Annotated in this window: 13 protein-coding genes and 1 tRNA gene; 7 read left to right on the forward strand and 7 right to left on the reverse strand. The window is 57.0% G+C overall.

The annotated features are described in order from the left end of the window. Positions 1-9 precede the first annotated feature (9 nt). From AC2FH8_RS11370 to AC2FH8_RS11395, 6 genes are all read right to left on the reverse strand, one after another. The gene (locus AC2FH8_RS11370; RefSeq protein ID WP_281994827.1) at positions 10-414 is read right to left on the reverse strand and encodes a DUF2160 domain-containing protein; all 405 of its coding nucleotides are present in this window, start codon (positions 412-414) and stop codon (positions 10-12) included. Positions 415-422: 8 nt separating this feature from the next. After that, on the reverse strand, positions 423-1,220 hold the full coding sequence (locus AC2FH8_RS11375; protein WP_142634711.1) for a carbohydrate ABC transporter permease: 798 nt from the start codon (positions 1,218-1,220) through the stop codon (positions 423-425). Beyond that, on the reverse strand, positions 1,217-2,080 hold the full coding sequence (locus tag AC2FH8_RS11380) for a carbohydrate ABC transporter permease (RefSeq protein ID WP_142634709.1): 864 nt from the start codon (positions 2,078-2,080) through the stop codon (positions 1,217-1,219). Before AC2FH8_RS11380 ends, AC2FH8_RS11375 begins: the two co-directional genes overlap by 4 nt. Then, positions 2,077-3,153: an ABC transporter ATP-binding protein gene (locus tag AC2FH8_RS11385; RefSeq protein WP_271946215.1), complete on the reverse strand. Its 1,077-nt coding sequence runs from the start codon at positions 3,151-3,153 to the stop codon at positions 2,077-2,079. Before AC2FH8_RS11385 ends, AC2FH8_RS11380 begins: the two co-directional genes overlap by 4 nt. Before the next feature lies 1 nt (position 3,154). Next, positions 3,155-4,204, reverse strand: a complete 1,050-nt coding sequence (locus AC2FH8_RS11390; RefSeq protein ID WP_142634705.1) for an ABC transporter ATP-binding protein — start codon at positions 4,202-4,204, stop codon at positions 3,155-3,157. A 62-nt stretch (positions 4,205-4,266) separates the two neighbouring features. After that, positions 4,267-6,006, reverse strand: a complete 1,740-nt coding sequence (locus tag AC2FH8_RS11395; RefSeq protein WP_271946219.1) for an ABC transporter substrate-binding protein — start codon at positions 6,004-6,006, stop codon at positions 4,267-4,269. Between the two features lie 319 nt (positions 6,007-6,325). On the opposite strand from AC2FH8_RS11395, the gene AC2FH8_RS11400 reads away from it, so the two are divergent. From AC2FH8_RS11400 to AC2FH8_RS11430, 7 genes are read left to right on the forward strand one after another with little or no spacing between them, the layout of a single operon-like run. Next, entirely contained in the window at positions 6,326-7,687 is a 1,362-nt protein-coding gene (locus tag AC2FH8_RS11400; RefSeq protein ID WP_496689802.1) for a V-type ATP synthase subunit B, read from the forward strand. After that, positions 7,665-8,270 carry a V-type ATP synthase subunit D gene (locus AC2FH8_RS11405; protein ID WP_496689803.1) on the forward strand — a complete coding sequence of 202 codons (606 nt, stop codon included), beginning with the start codon at positions 7,665-7,667 and terminating at the stop codon, positions 8,268-8,270. Before AC2FH8_RS11400 ends, AC2FH8_RS11405 begins: the two co-directional genes overlap by 23 nt. Continuing rightward, positions 8,267-10,063, forward strand: a complete 1,797-nt coding sequence (locus tag AC2FH8_RS11410; protein ID WP_496689804.1) for a V-type ATP synthase subunit I — start codon at positions 8,267-8,269, stop codon at positions 10,061-10,063. Before AC2FH8_RS11405 ends, AC2FH8_RS11410 begins: the two co-directional genes overlap by 4 nt. Beyond that, the gene (locus AC2FH8_RS11415) at positions 10,060-10,503 is read left to right on the forward strand and encodes an ATP synthase subunit C (RefSeq protein ID WP_496689805.1); all 444 of its coding nucleotides are present in this window, start codon (positions 10,060-10,062) and stop codon (positions 10,501-10,503) included. The genes AC2FH8_RS11410 and AC2FH8_RS11415 overlap by 4 nt, the downstream gene beginning before the upstream one ends. After that, entirely contained in the window at positions 10,503-11,180 is a 678-nt protein-coding gene (locus AC2FH8_RS11420; protein ID WP_496689806.1) for a hypothetical protein, read from the forward strand. Before AC2FH8_RS11415 ends, AC2FH8_RS11420 begins: the two co-directional genes overlap by 1 nt. A gap of 1 nt (position 11,181) precedes the next feature. Next, on the forward strand, positions 11,182-11,874 hold the full coding sequence (locus AC2FH8_RS11425; RefSeq protein ID WP_496689807.1) for a hypothetical protein: 693 nt from the start codon (positions 11,182-11,184) through the stop codon (positions 11,872-11,874). After that, positions 11,871-13,712, forward strand: coding sequence for a V-type ATP synthase subunit A (locus AC2FH8_RS11430; protein WP_496689808.1), 1,842 nt, complete (start codon positions 11,871-11,873; stop codon positions 13,710-13,712). Before AC2FH8_RS11425 ends, AC2FH8_RS11430 begins: the two co-directional genes overlap by 4 nt. A gap of 5 nt (positions 13,713-13,717) precedes the next feature. Here the strand turns inward: AC2FH8_RS11430 and AC2FH8_RS11435 are convergent. Further along, positions 13,718-13,792: transfer RNA gene (locus AC2FH8_RS11435), tRNA-Glu, on the reverse strand. Between the last annotated feature and the right edge of the window lie 2 nt (positions 13,793-13,794).

Consider the following 13,794-nt stretch of genomic DNA (forward strand, 5'->3'; position numbering starts at 1 on the left):
TCGCAAAGCTTAAACTTTCCAGAACACGAAAACGCCCCAGCCGACGGACAGGAACAGCGGTGTCCAGACCGGTTGCCCGACTAGCCCTAACCAGGCCAGAAAAATGTAAGCTGCCCCAAGCAATGTGATGAACAGCCGGTCGCCCAATGTGGTGGTCAAGCCCAGAACGCCGCGCCGTTCAATCCCGTCGCGGAATTTGAACCCTTCCAGCAGACCGATCAGCGCAATGGCTGAAAAGATGCCGACAAATACGGCCAGGGTCGCCGGTGTCCACGCCATCCAGAAATCCGGCCACAAGGGCGCAGTCCAGGAAAACTCTTTTTCTTCGGGCTGACCTACACTTCCCCACCCGGCCTGTGCTTGCGCCAAGGCCGAACCCGGGATCAGAAAGGGGATCAAAAGCAGTTTACGCATATCGAACCTCATACACGCCCCATCGCGAAACCACGCGCGATGTAGTTGCGGACAAACCAGATGACGATGGCGCCGGGGATGATGGTCAGCGTCCCGGCGGCGGCCAGCAGGCCCAATTCGTACCCGGCGCTGGACGCGGTTCGGGTCATTACGGCAGCGATGGGTTTGGCCTCGACCGCTGTCAGAGTCTTGGCCAACAGCATTTCGACCCATGAGAACATGAAGCAGAAGAATGCCGCGACGCCTACGCCCGCTTTGATATTTGGCAGGAATATCGTGACGAAAAAGCGCGGGAAGGAATACCCGTCCACATAAGCGGTTTCGTCCAACTCTTTGGGGATGCCACGCATGAACCCTTCCAAAATCCACACCGCTAGCGGCACGTTGAACAGCGTATGCGCCAGCGCCACCGCCAGATAGGTGTCAAACAACTGAATTGACGAATAGAGCTGAAAGAACGGCAAGGCGAACACAGCAGCCGGTGCCATCCGGTTGGTCAGCAGCCAGAAGAACAACTGCTTGTCCCCTAGGAACCGATAGCGTGAGAACGCATAGGCCGCTGGCAGGGCTACACAGACGGAAAGTACCGTGTTCAGCGTCACATAGGTGATCGAGTTGATGTAGCCCCAATACCACGTCGGGTCTGTGAAGATCGTGATGTAATTTTCCAGCGTAAAGGTCTGCGGGAACAGAGAAAAGCCCGACAGGATCTCGTTCGTGGTCTTGAAGGACATCGCCACTAGCCAATAGATCGGCAACATCAGGAACGCGATATAGAGGATCGGGATGAGGGAGCGCTTTTTCATTCGGCGTCATCCTTTGTCATCAGAGTGTAGAAGACCCATGAGACCAGCAGTGTGATGGCGAAATAGATCAAGCTCATCGCAGCCGCAGGGCCAAGGTCGAACTGTCCCAGTGCGATCTTTACAAGATCGATCGACAGTAAGGTGGTCGAGTTTCCGGGACCCCCGCCAGTCAAAACGAAGGGTTCGGTGTAGATATTGAAACTGTCCATGAACCGCAGCAGGATGGCGATTGTCAGAACCGTCTTCATCTTGGGTAACTGGATATACCGGAACACTGACCACGGGCTTGCACCGTCGATCTTGGCCGCCTGATAATAGGCGTCCGGGATCGAAACCAGGCCCGCATAGCACAGTAGAACCACCAGCGAAGTCCAGTGCCAGACATCCATGATGATGACAGTGATCCAGGCCGACAGAGGCTGTTGGGTCATGTCATAGTTGATGCCCAAAACGTCATTTAGGAAGTATCCAAGCAGGCCGATCTTGGGCAGCGTAAAGATGTTCCACATCGAGCCCACCACATTCCACGGTATCAGCATCGGCAGGGCCATCAGAACCAGACAGACCGGCACCCAAAAGCCTTTACGCGGCATGGATAGCGCGACGATGATGCCCAAGGGCACCTCGATGATCAGGATCATGAAGGTAAACAGGAACTGTCGCCCAAGTGCGGCCTGAAAACGGTCGGAGCGCAGGATCTGTTCGAACCATCCCAGCCCTTCCCAGAAGAACTGGTTATTGCCGAAGGTCTCCTGCACCGAGTAGTTGACTACCGTCATCATTGGCACCAGCGCGTTGAACGCAACCAGTGCCAGAACCGGCAGGACAAAGAACCATGCTCTTTGGTTTATTGTTCTCATTGGGCCCGCTCCTGCGTTGCGATCCAGCCGTCGCGATAGACGCGGGACTGCTCGGGTTTGAATTGCAGAAAGACCATCGAGCCTTGTTCGGGCGCATTGTGTTCGGTGACGGCCTTGATCGGTGTGTTCCCAACCATGGCACTGACCACGTAATGGCGCCCGATATCGGCTACTTTGGTGACATGTGCCGGTATGCCGGATTGGCCGAAGCCTACATATTCCGGGCGTATTCCTAGATCGGTGCGACCACCTTCACCATGGGTCGGACCTTCCAAGACCACCTCATGCCCTTCGAAAATAGCGCGATCGCCCTTGGTCTCGCAGGGCAAGACATTCATGCCGGGCGAGCCGATAAAGTGACCAACGAATGTATGCTGAGGCCGCTCGAACAGTTCAACCGGCGTACCAATCTGAACCACTTCACCATCCTGCATGACCACGACTTCATCAGCAAAAGTCAACGCCTCGGTCTGGTCGTGGGTGACGTAGATCATTGTGGCTTTTACGCGCTGGTGCAGCTCTTTCAACTTGGACCGCAGTTTCCATTTCAGATGCGGGTCGATCACGGTCAGCGGCTCATCAAACATCACCGCATTCACGTCATCGCGCACTAGTCCGCGCCCCATCGAGATTTTTTGCTTGTTGTCCGGGCTCAGGCCAGAGGCTTTGGTGCCCAGCATATCCGCGACATCCAGCATTTCGGCAATCTCATCAACACGCCGCTTGATGGTTGCCGCGTCAACGCCCCGGTTTTTCAGAGGAAAGGCTAGGTTCTCGCCTACGGTCATCGTGTCGTAGATCACTGGAAACTGAAAAACCTGCGCAATGTTGCGCTGATCAGGGGGCAGGGCGGTCACGTCGCGGTCATCAAACAGGATCTGCCCCTCGGAGGGTGTCAGCAGGCCCGAGATGATGTTCAGCAGCGTAGACTTGCCGCAGCCTGATGGCCCCAGCAGCGCATAGGCCCCACCATCGCGCCAAGTGACGTCGATTTCCTTCAGCGCATAATCCTCGGGGCCTTGCGGCGATGGCATATAGCTGTGTCGAAGGTTTGAAAGCTTGATCTGTGCCATGTCAGGCCACCCTTTTGCCGTCTTGGCCGAAATACCGGCAATGGGCCGGATTCATATAGAAACTATGGTCTTCGCCAACCTGATAGGGATGTACGCCCGCCGCCAATGAAACCCATGCGTCGTTCCCATGTTGGAAATGCGCACTGGAGTCAGATCCGGATAGCTCGGTCACGATCACACGCCCGGTCAGTTCTACATCTGCGTCCGATGTGCGGAATGGCGTCACGCGATGCGGGCGTACCGCAACTGTGTATTCACCGTCTGCGATGCCGGTGACGGCCCATCCACCGCCCCCTGCAAGTTGCGCCTGCGCACCCGAGACGGTGATATGCGCGACGTTGATGGGCGGATCCGAGAACACACGTGCGGCAGCGATGTTTTCCGGATTGCGGTAGATATCAGCGGTTGGCCCAAATTGGGTGACCCGGCCGTCTGCCATCAGAGCGGTATGACCACCGAGCAGCAATGCTTCTTCCGGTTCTGAAGTCGCATAGACCACAACGGCCCCGCGTCCGGCAAAAAGATCAGGAAGTTGCTCGCGTAGCTCTTCGCGCAGTTTGTAGTCCAGATTGGCAAGGGGTTCATCAAGGAACACGGCCCGGCTTTCCTTGGCAATCGCGCGGGCCAAAGCGGTGCGTTGTTGTTGTCCACCCGACAGCTCGTGCGGGCGGCGCTGCAGCATCGGGCGCAGCTGCAGCAGATCAGCGGCCTCTTCCACGCGGCCTTCGATTTCGCTTTTCGCCATGCCTGCTACGCGCAGGGGCGAGGCAATGTTGTCGAAAACGCTCATATGGGGGTAATTGACGAAAAACTGGTGCACCAGACTGATCTTACGCTTCTGCGTATTCAGCCGGGTCACGTCCTGCCCGTCCATCAGGACCTTGCCTGCGGCGATCGGATCCAGTCCGGCCATCATCTTGATCAGTGATGTTTTCCCGGAACCGGTGGCACCCAGTAACACATTGAAATGGCCTGTTTGCAGCGTCAGATTCGTGGGTTTGATATGGATGACGTTGCCGACTCGTTTGGTCGCGTCTTGAAGTTCGATCATCTGGTGTTCTCTGGGGGTATTTGGGGGTAGGCCGGGTCTGAGCCCGGCCTACGAGTTTACGCTTACTGGGACTGCCAGCGCTGAACCAGTTCGTCATAGTTGACGGTCTGGCCTTGCGGCTTTTCGTTCTCCAGCTTGGCTTTTGGCGAACCCGGCTTTTCCAGCCAGAAGGACGCATCCTGCGGCTCGTTCAAGCGCGGACCACAACCGCCGTAGACACCGGCGCTTTCATCCGCGGCCTGCATCCGGCCCATTGTGATGTCCATCTCTTCGGCCAGACGATCCATCGCTTCTTGCGGAGTGAAGGCACCCGAGTTCACGTCACCGATCTGCTGCCACCAGATCTGGGCCAGCTTTGGATAATCCGGCACGTTGATGCCGGTCGGCGACCATGCCACGCGGTCAGGTGAGCGATAGAACTCGACCAAACCACCCAGCTTGGGCGCGCGTTCGGTGAACGACTCGTGGTTGACCGAGCTGTCGCGAATGAAAGTCAGACCCACATGGGACTTCTTCACGTCGACCGTCTTGGATGTCACGAACTGGGCATACAGCCAAGCCGCCTGAGCACGATCCGCAGGGGTCGACTTCAGGAAGGTCCAGGATCCCACGTCCTGATACCCAACCTTCTGACCATCTTCCCAATAGGGGCCATGCGGGCTCGGCGCCATCCGCCAAAGCGGTGTGCCTTCGTCGTCGACGGTGTTGTTGCCTTCGGACTTCGGCTTCACCATGTCGGCGGTAAAGGCGGTGTACCAGAAGATTTGCTGGGCCACGTTGCCTTGACTAAGCGCCGGCAGCGACTGGTAGAAGTCATAAGACGCGGCACCTGGAGGTGCATAGTTGCGCAGCCATTCGTCCCATTTGCGGATCGCATAGACCGCAGCTGGACCGTTCGCAGCACCGCCGCGCGACACAGAAGCGCCAACAGGGTTACAGGTGCCCGCTTCCATACGGATGCCCCATTCGTCAACGGGGATACCGTTCGGCTCACCCTTGTCGCCAGCACCAGCCATCGACAGCCACGCGTCGGTCATACGCCAACCCAGGTCAGGTGCGCGCTTGCCGTAATCCATGTGGCCATAGATCGCGGTACCGTCGACTTCTTTCACATCGTTGGTAAAGAAATCGGCGATGTCTTCGTAAGCGGACCAGTTGACCGGAACGCCCAGATCATAGCCGTACTTCTCTTTGAACGCGGCTTTGTTTGCCTCATCGTCGAACCAGTCCTTGCGGAACCAGTAGAGGTTCGCAAACTGCTGATCAGGCAGCTGATACAGCTTGCCATCCGGACCGGTGGTGAACTGAATGCCCATGAAGTCATCCAGATCCAGCGTCGGAGAGGTCGTGCCCGCCCAGTCGCCACCCATCATGTCGGTCAGCGGATACGCCAACTGCAGACGCGAGTGGGTGCCGATCAGGTCACTGTCGTTCACGTAGCCGTCATACAGGTTCCGACCTGTTTGCAGCTGGGTTTGAACGGCTTGAACTACTTCGCCTTCACCCAGAATCTGGTGATTGACCTTGATGCCGGTAATTTCTTCGAACGCCTTGGTCAGAACCTCAGATTCGTAAGAGTGCGTAGGGATGCCTTCGGACAGGACGTTGATTTCCATGCCATTGTAAGGCTGTGCAGCTTCGATGAACCATTGCATCTCAGCCATCTGTTCGTCTTTCGACAGGGTTGATGGCTGGAATTCGTCGTCGATCCAGCGTTGTGCTGCGGCTTCGTCGGCCCAAACGGGACCGTGCCCCGCAATGACGGCAGCCGCCGCCACTGCGGAAAGTAGATGTCTCCGCATCTGTTTCCTCCCAAAGATAATGTGATCCGGCGCAGACCGGATGACGATCAGCATCAGCGATTTGCCTCCTGCGTGTCAAACTAAATTTTTAGTAATTGAGGTGATGGCAGGGATAAATTTCTGAAAATGAATTGATTTATATCATGTTTTAAAGCACCATTTGCCCATTAATTTCAGTTCGCAGACCCCTTGAATGCAGGGTCGCGCGCGTGGTTTTTCGGCAGACGCTGTGATGTGGGTCCATTTGAAAAGCAGACCTTTGTGACCGTTTGCTGCACGATTTGAGTTCAATCAAGTTTTCAGGCTAAGAGGATCAGCAATGTCCCGAAGTCTTCTGAAATTTACCCGCGTTCTCGAGATCGTGGGGGATACGCTAAAGATAAAAGTTCCGAGTGACGGGTCCGCTGACGCGACGGTGCGTTTCAACGATCTGGCCGTGATCGAAACGGTCGATGGGCACAGAACGCTGGCGCAAGTCATCTTCATCGACCGCGATGTGATAACCTTGCAAGTGTTCTCGGGTACCAAGGGGATTTCGACCGAGGCGACAGCAACGTTCCTTGGTCATCCGATGCAAACCCCGTATTCGGCCAATATTCTGGGCCGGGTGTTTGACGGCGCAGGCGAGGCGATTGACGGCGGTCCGGACTTGTCTGCCGAACCGCGCATCGACATTGGGGGACCGACGGTGAATCCGGTTGAGCGGTCGGTTCCCAACAAGATGATTCGCACGGATGTGCCGATGATCGACGTGTTCAATACGCTGGTCGAAAGCCAGAAGATCCCAATATTTTCGGTATCCGGCGAGCCGTTCAACGCGTTTCTCAGCCGCATCGGCATTCAGGCGGATGCGGATATTGTTGTGTTTGGCGGGCTAGGGCTGATTTTTGACGACTTCCACACGTTCAGAACCTCGTTCGAGGATGCGGGCGTGTTCTCGCGGACCGTGATGTTCGTCAATCAGGCCATGGACCCGTTGGTAGAACGCCTGTTGGTGCCGGATATGGCGCTGGCCGTTGCCGAGAAATTCGCTGTGGAAGAGGGCAAGCGTGTTCTGGTCCTGCTGACGGATATGACCGCCTATGCCGATGCGATGAAAGAGGTTGGGATCAGCCAGGAACGCGTCCCATCGCAGCGTGGATATATGGGCGATCTCTACTCGCAACTGGCACGACGGTATGAGAAAGCTTGCGACTATGCCAAAGGTGGATCGGTTACTGTGCTGACTGTCACAACCATGCCCGGGAATGACGTGACGCATCCGGTGCCGGACAACACCGGATATATCACTGAAGGCCAGTTTTACCTGCATTCCGGGGTGATCGACCCGTTCGGCAGTTTGTCGCGCCTCAAGCAGAATGTAATCGGCAAGACCACGCGCGAAGACCACGGCCAGATCATGAACACGATGATCCGGTTCTATTCCGAAAGCCGAGATGCCGCGCAGAAACAGGCCATGGCGTTTGACCTATCGGATTATGACAACCAGTTGCTGAAATTCGGCGCTTTGTTCCGAAAACGCTTTATGGACATCAACGTCTCGATTCCGCTGGAGGATGCGTTAGATCTGGCATGGAAGACACTAGCTGAATGCTTTGCCCCCGAGCAGTTGCTGATGAAGCAGGATCTGATCGACAAATACTTCCCAAAGGATGCACATGGCGCGGTTGCAGCTGAATAAATCGTCGCTTGCACGCGAGCAGACGCAGCTGAAAAGCTATGAGCGGTTCTTGCCGTCTCTGGACCTGAAGCGTCAGCAACTGATGGCTGAACGGGCCAAGGCACGTAAAAATGTGCAGCACCTGCAGGAGGAGGTGACGCGCTTGGCACAGCAGGTCGGGGAAAAGCTGCCCATGCTGGCGCAACAAGGTGTCGACCTGGAAGGGTTGGTCGAACTAAAGGATTACCGACTGAAGAAGGTCAACGTGGTTGGCGTTACCATGCCCGATCTGGACCGAATCGAGGTCGCGGTACGTCCGTATTCCCTTTTGGCCAAGCCACATTGGGTGGATGCAGTGGCGCGTTTGTTGCATGACATGATCGAAGCCCGATTGCGCGTGAAAGTGGCCGAAGAAAGGGTCAGGATTTTTGACAAATCAGTCGCCACGATCACCCAGCGCGTCAATCTGTTCGAGAAGGTGTTGATCCCGCGCGCCAGGGCCAACATCAAGAAAATCCGCATCTATCTGAGCGATGAACAGATGCAATCCGTTGTGCGCTCGAAAATCTCCAAACGCAAACATGCGAAGGAGGTAGCGGCATGAGTGTTGCAAGGCTGAAAAAACTGTCTTTGGTCGGCCGCGCCGCGAACAAGGGGGACACTCTGGGCGCGCTGCAGACATTGGGATGCATGCATGTTTTACCTTTGGCACCGCCGCCGGCAGAGCCAGAGCGGATCAACGAGCGTGGAGCCCGAGATGCGTATAAAGCATTGCGGTTCTTGAAAGAATCGTCGGAAACGCGCCGTCAGGTTCGGCGCGATTCTGGTTTTGATATGGACCAGTTCGTCGGTGAAGTCCTGGACTTGATGCAGCGCATACGGGATATGACCGACCACCGGGATTTTTTGGCCCACCGGATCGCTCAGGTGCGCCCGTGGGGAGATCTGGATTTTCCGCCGAGTGATGTGTTGGCAGGCAACCGGCTTTGGTTCTATCAACTGCCGCTAAAGCACCGTGAGGCACTGGCGGAGCTTCAGTTGCCCTGGGCCATCCTGCAAGAGGATCACCGGTTTCTATACGCCGTTCTGATCGCCCCGGAAGATCCCGAAGACGACATCCTTCCAGTGCCGCGCACCCATACGGGTTCGTTGCCCATTCACGAGCTTGAAGCTCAGCTGGAAGAGGCCGAAATCGCCATTGAGGCGCTGGAAGCCGAGCGTATCGGGCAGACCCGTTTTCTGACGTTGATGCGGCGTAATCTTGCCGCCGCCGAAAGCGCAGCCGAACTGGCCCATGCCACGCAAAAGGTCCGCGACGAAGGCAAAGTGTTTGCCTTGCAGGGTTGGGTACCCAGCGATCAGGTCGAGGCTGTCCTGGACATGGCCAATTCGCAGAACGCCGCTGTTTTGATCGAAGACCCGGCCCCGAACGAGATGCCTCCGACGCTGCTTGAGCAGCCGGAAAATCGCAGTGCAGCGGTAGACCTTGCCCTGTTCTATCAGGTTCCTGGGTACCGAGAATGGGACCCCAGCATAATCGTGTCCGTCTCGTTCGCGATCTTCTTTGCGATGATCGTTGCGGATGCCGGCTATGGCCTGGTTATCCTGCTGGGGCTGTTGGCCTTCTGGAAACGTCTCGACAATACACCGGCGAAAAGATCGTGGCGGCTTTATGGTCTGATCATCTCGGGCGCGACGGTCCTGTACGGGATTTTGGTTGGAAGCTATTTTGGCGCTTCCCCGACCTCGGGCACGATCTGGGGGAAACTCAAGCTGTTGGACCTGAACAATTTCGACTCGATGATGATGATTTCAATCGTGGTCGGCGTTCTGCACCTGATAATGGCGAATGCGCTTGCAGCACGCGCGTCTTGGGGGCGGCGCAGTTCCGTTGCCAATCTTGGCTGGATCGCGGTGTTGATCGGCGGGTTTATACTGTGGCTGAGCTATATGAAAGGCGGACCAACTGCACCGGGGGCCGCGATCATGATCGCTGGGGCCTTGGCGATCCTTCTGTTCACTAGCGAGCGCGAGATTGCCAAACCCTCTGACTGGCTGTGGCGCCTGATAGAGGGCGTGCAGGGGTTGGCCGGGGCGATGGGGGCCTTTGGCGATGTGCTTAGCTATATGCGCCTGTTTGCGCTGGGGCTGGCCTCGGCTTCGCTGGCGATCACGTTCAACGATCTGGCGGTCTCGGTGATGCAGTCCCTGAAAGGGCTGGGCCTTCTGTTCGGAGTGTTGATCCTGATCGCCGGGCACATCCTCAATTTCGCGCTCGCCATGATGAGCGGCGTCGTTCACGGATTACGTCTCAATTACATCGAATTCTTTAAATGGGGTCTGCCGGATGAAGGCATCGTCTTTCGCCCGTTCGCCCGCAAGGAGGTTCAGGAATGAATGAGCTTGTACTTACATTGGGCTGGTTGGGAATCTATGCCCCCATGGCGCTGGGCGCCGCAGCAAGCGCGATTGGCTGTTCCATTGCTGGACAGGCCAGTATCGGAGCGATGACGGAAACCGAAGGCGGGTATGGCCGGTTTATCGGCGTGTCGGCCTTTCCATCGACGATGGTGATCTACGGCATCGTCATCATGTTCACGCTGAACCGCGATGTGACGCCTGAAAATGCAGGCGGGCTGTTCGGGATCGGTATCCTGTCAGGCGTCGCCCTGATGTATTGCGGCATCTGGCAGGGAAGGGCCTGTGCTGCAGCGATCAACGCAACCAAGGAAAAGCCCGAGATTTTTGGCCTGGCACTTGCGCCGGCTGCAATCATCGAGGGCTTTGGCGTATTTGCCTTTGTCTTTGCTTTGGTCATCAGCGCGGGGATTAGCTGATGGCACAGGACGGGATGATTTCGCATGGGGTGGATGCGCTGATCGACAAGCTGCGCAGCGATGGTGTGGCTGCCGGTCAGGCCGATGCAGACAATCTGCGCGCTGAAGCCAAAGCCGAGGCGGCCAAAATTCTTGCCGATGCCAAGCGCGACGTAGATGAGTATCGGAAAAAGGCCCGTGCCGAAGCGGATAATTATCGCACAGCCGGAGAAGAGGCGCTGAACACAGCGATGCGTGATGCGGTGCTTACAATGAAGGCCGGTCTGACAGATCGATTCCGCAAGGATGTTGAACGGCTGGTCACCCAAGAAATGACTGATCCTGAACTGCTGAAACAAATGATCCTTGAAGTCGTCGGTCGCGCCGCGTCAGACGCCAGACTGGAAGGGTCCGCGCAGGTCATACTGCCTCCCAGGGTCGCCACTCAGGATGACATCAAACAGAACGCCGATGATATTCAGTCGGGAAAGCTGACGCGTTACGTTCTGGGACTGACGGCTGAAATGCTGAAGGAACAGGTTGAGCTGCACAGCGCGGATGACACCCAGAATGGCATCCGCATCCGGGCTGATGAACAGGGGGTTGTTCTGGATCTGACCGATAAGGCCGTCGCCTCGTTGTTGATGGAACATTTGCAGCCGCGCTTTCGTGCCGTTTTGGAAGGTGTGATCCGGTAACATGTCGGACCCTGACGCCTATATCGCGCTGATCAGCAGCCTGCCGGGCTCGGAACGGTTGTTCATTGCCAAACAACCTCCGCTGTCGCGGCTCAGGCTGGACCGGCGATTGCGGGTGCTGACACCAGCGGATGCGCGGGTTCTGGAGGTAATGGAACACGCTCTGAACTGGAACAACTATGATATGAACGTCTCGGATGCACAGACCATTGAGCGATGCAAAGAAGCGCTCCGGCACATTCCACAACCGACCTTGCGCAAGCTGTTCATGGAACGGATGGATTTGAGGACTGCGGTTGCCGCGCTGCGCCTGCGCAAACAGGGGGGTGCTGCACCTAGTGGCGTCTATGGCATTGGACGCTGGAGCCGACACATTCCAGCCAACTGGGGCGACCCTGCCTTTCGGCTGGAAACCCCAATGCCCTGGATCAAAGAAGCCAAACACTTGCTGGATGTCGATGACCCCCTGGGGCTTGAACGGTTGCTTTTGTCGGTCAGCCATATGCAACTGAAACGCTACGCCGCGCGCCATCTGTTCGATTTCGAAGCCGTGGCGATTTATGTTCTGATCTGGAATATTTTTGATCGCTGGGCGCAAAGCAATGCGCGTGACGCGGCAACGCGCTTTGAGAAACTGGCGCAACACGCCATGGCAAGTGCGATCGACTTGGATTTTGAGGGAGTAAGCGCATGACAGCCCCAACCTCCGCCACGCAGACCTCTACTGCCCGCGTCGTCTCGGTACAGGAAGGGCTGGTACAAATTCAGGCGAACCCTGATGCCACAGGCCATCCCGGACAGCTGGTCAAGAATGAGGTCGTTTTCATTCTGCCCACGCGGCCCGGCCCCGGTGGACGTCAGGAACGTCTGAAAGCCGAAGTGTTACGGGTGCGGGGCGACACTGCCGATGTGCAGGTTTACGAAAGCACTGATGGCGTCGCCGTGGGCGACCCGGTCGAACAATCGGGGCAGCTGCTCTCGGTCGAACTTGGTCCTGGGCTGTTGGGGCAGGTGTTTGACGGCTTGCAGTCGCCTTTGGCCAAGGTGGCGGCAGAATTCGGAACCTTTCTGCCGCGTGGGGCGGACGTTGCGCCCCTGGACACTCAGGCAAAGTGGTCGTTTACCCCATCGGTCAAGGTGGGCGACACGGTCACAGCAGGCGACAGCATCGGGGCGGTGCCCGAGGGGCATTTCACCCATAAGATCATGCTGCCCTTTAATTGGGTTGGGGACTACAAAGTCATTTGGGTTCAGAAGGGTGCGGCCATGATCCATGATATCGTGGCGCGGCTTGAAGATGCACAGGGGGGTGAGCACACGCTGACCCTGTCGCAGAAATGGCCGGTACGGCGGGCTTTGCCGGAAAACGTTCTGAAACGCACCTTGTCCGAGCGGCTCTATCCAACCGAACCTGTCCTGACCTCTCAGCGCCTGATCGACACGTTCTTTCCGATAGCCCGCGGTGGGACGGCCTGTATTCCCGGTCCGTTCGGCGCAGGCAAGACGGTGCTGCAGAACCTGATTGCACGCAACGCCAAGGTGGACATCGTGATCGTGGTGGCCTGTGGTGAACGCGCGGGTGAGGTTGTCGAGACGATTGCGGAATTCCCGAAGATGACCGACCCGACCACTGGCGGCAGTCTGATGGACCGGACGATCATCATCTGCAACACCTCCTCGATGCCCGTAGCCGCGCGCGAGGCGTCTATATTCACCGGGATCACCCTGGGCGAATATTACCGCCAGATGGGGTACGACGTGCTGCTGATTGCGGACAGTACCAGCCGCTGGGCTCAGGCCATGCGCGAGACCTCCGGCAAGCTCGAAGAAATTCCGGGGGAAGAGGGCTTTCCCGCCTATCTCGAAAGCTCGATCAAGGGGTTGTACGAACGCGCCGGAGCGATGAAGACCAATGATGGGGACACCGGCAGCCTGACCCTGATCGGGACCGTGTCACCGGCAGGTGGGAACTTTGATGAACCGGTCACGCAATCGACGCTGTCCACGGTGAAGTGTTTCCTCGGCCTGTCGTCCGAACGCGCCTACAAGCGGTTCTATCCCGCAGTCGATCCGATGCTCAGCTGGTCGCGTTATCTGGAACAGCTCTCGGACTGGTACGACACCAACGCCGAAGCCGGATGGACGGCCAAAGTGCGCGACTTGCTGGCATTGATCGAAAGGGGCGAACAGGTTGACCAGATGATGCAGGTGACCGGCGAGGAAGGGGTCACGATCGAGGATTTTGTGACTCAGCAAAAGGCGCTGTTTGTCGACATGGTCTATCTGCAGCAGGATGCCTTTGACCCGGTGGATGCGTCGGTTCCGCTAGAGCGTCAGAAGATGACGTTCAAACTGGTCTATGGCGTCACTCAATCCACCGCGCAGTTCGCCGACAAGGCCGAGGTACGCCAGGTCTTCACTCAGCTTACGGGATTGATGAAGAACTTCCACTATGCCGCCGAAAACACGCCGGAATTCAAATCTGTCTGGGGACAGGTGCAGGCCCTGTGTCAGGAAAAGTTCGGTGTGTGAAGAAATGGTAGCCCGTAGGGGAATCGAACCCCTCTTTCCAGGTTGAAAACCTGGCGTCCTAACCGATAGACGAACGGGCCAC

This window comes from Ruegeria sp. CDSC025 (assembly GCF_059610805.1).

What these genes read in the sequence shown, in the direction of transcription:
- AC2FH8_RS11370 (WP_281994827.1), bottom strand. Translation starts at nt 414, where the DNA reads ATGCGTAAACTGCTTTTGATCCCCTTTCTGATCCCGGGTTCGGCCTTG.
- AC2FH8_RS11375 (WP_142634711.1), bottom strand. Translation starts at nt 1,220, where the DNA reads ATGAAAAAGCGCTCCCTCATCCCGATCCTCTATATCGCGTTCCTGATG.
- AC2FH8_RS11380 (WP_142634709.1), bottom strand. Translation starts at nt 2,080, where the DNA reads ATGAGAACAATAAACCAAAGAGCATGGTTCTTTGTCCTGCCGGTTCTG.
- AC2FH8_RS11385 (WP_271946215.1), bottom strand. Translation starts at nt 3,153, where the DNA reads ATGGCACAGATCAAGCTTTCAAACCTTCGACACAGCTATATGCCATCG.
- AC2FH8_RS11390 (WP_142634705.1), bottom strand. Translation starts at nt 4,204, where the DNA reads ATGATCGAACTTCAAGACGCGACCAAACGAGTCGGCAACGTCATCCAT.
- AC2FH8_RS11395 (WP_271946219.1), bottom strand. Translation starts at nt 6,006, where the DNA reads ATGCGGAGACATCTACTTTCCGCAGTGGCGGCGGCTGCCGTCATTGCG.
- AC2FH8_RS11400 (WP_496689802.1), top strand. Translation starts at nt 6,326, where the DNA reads ATGTCCCGAAGTCTTCTGAAATTTACCCGCGTTCTCGAGATCGTGGGG.
- AC2FH8_RS11405 (WP_496689803.1), top strand. Translation starts at nt 7,665, where the DNA reads ATGGCGCGGTTGCAGCTGAATAAATCGTCGCTTGCACGCGAGCAGACG.
- AC2FH8_RS11410 (WP_496689804.1), top strand. Translation starts at nt 8,267, where the DNA reads ATGAGTGTTGCAAGGCTGAAAAAACTGTCTTTGGTCGGCCGCGCCGCG.
- AC2FH8_RS11415 (WP_496689805.1), top strand. Translation starts at nt 10,060, where the DNA reads ATGAATGAGCTTGTACTTACATTGGGCTGGTTGGGAATCTATGCCCCC.
- AC2FH8_RS11420 (WP_496689806.1), top strand. Translation starts at nt 10,503, where the DNA reads ATGGCACAGGACGGGATGATTTCGCATGGGGTGGATGCGCTGATCGAC.
- AC2FH8_RS11425 (WP_496689807.1), top strand. Translation starts at nt 11,182, where the DNA reads ATGTCGGACCCTGACGCCTATATCGCGCTGATCAGCAGCCTGCCGGGC.
- AC2FH8_RS11430 (WP_496689808.1), top strand. Translation starts at nt 11,871, where the DNA reads ATGACAGCCCCAACCTCCGCCACGCAGACCTCTACTGCCCGCGTCGTC.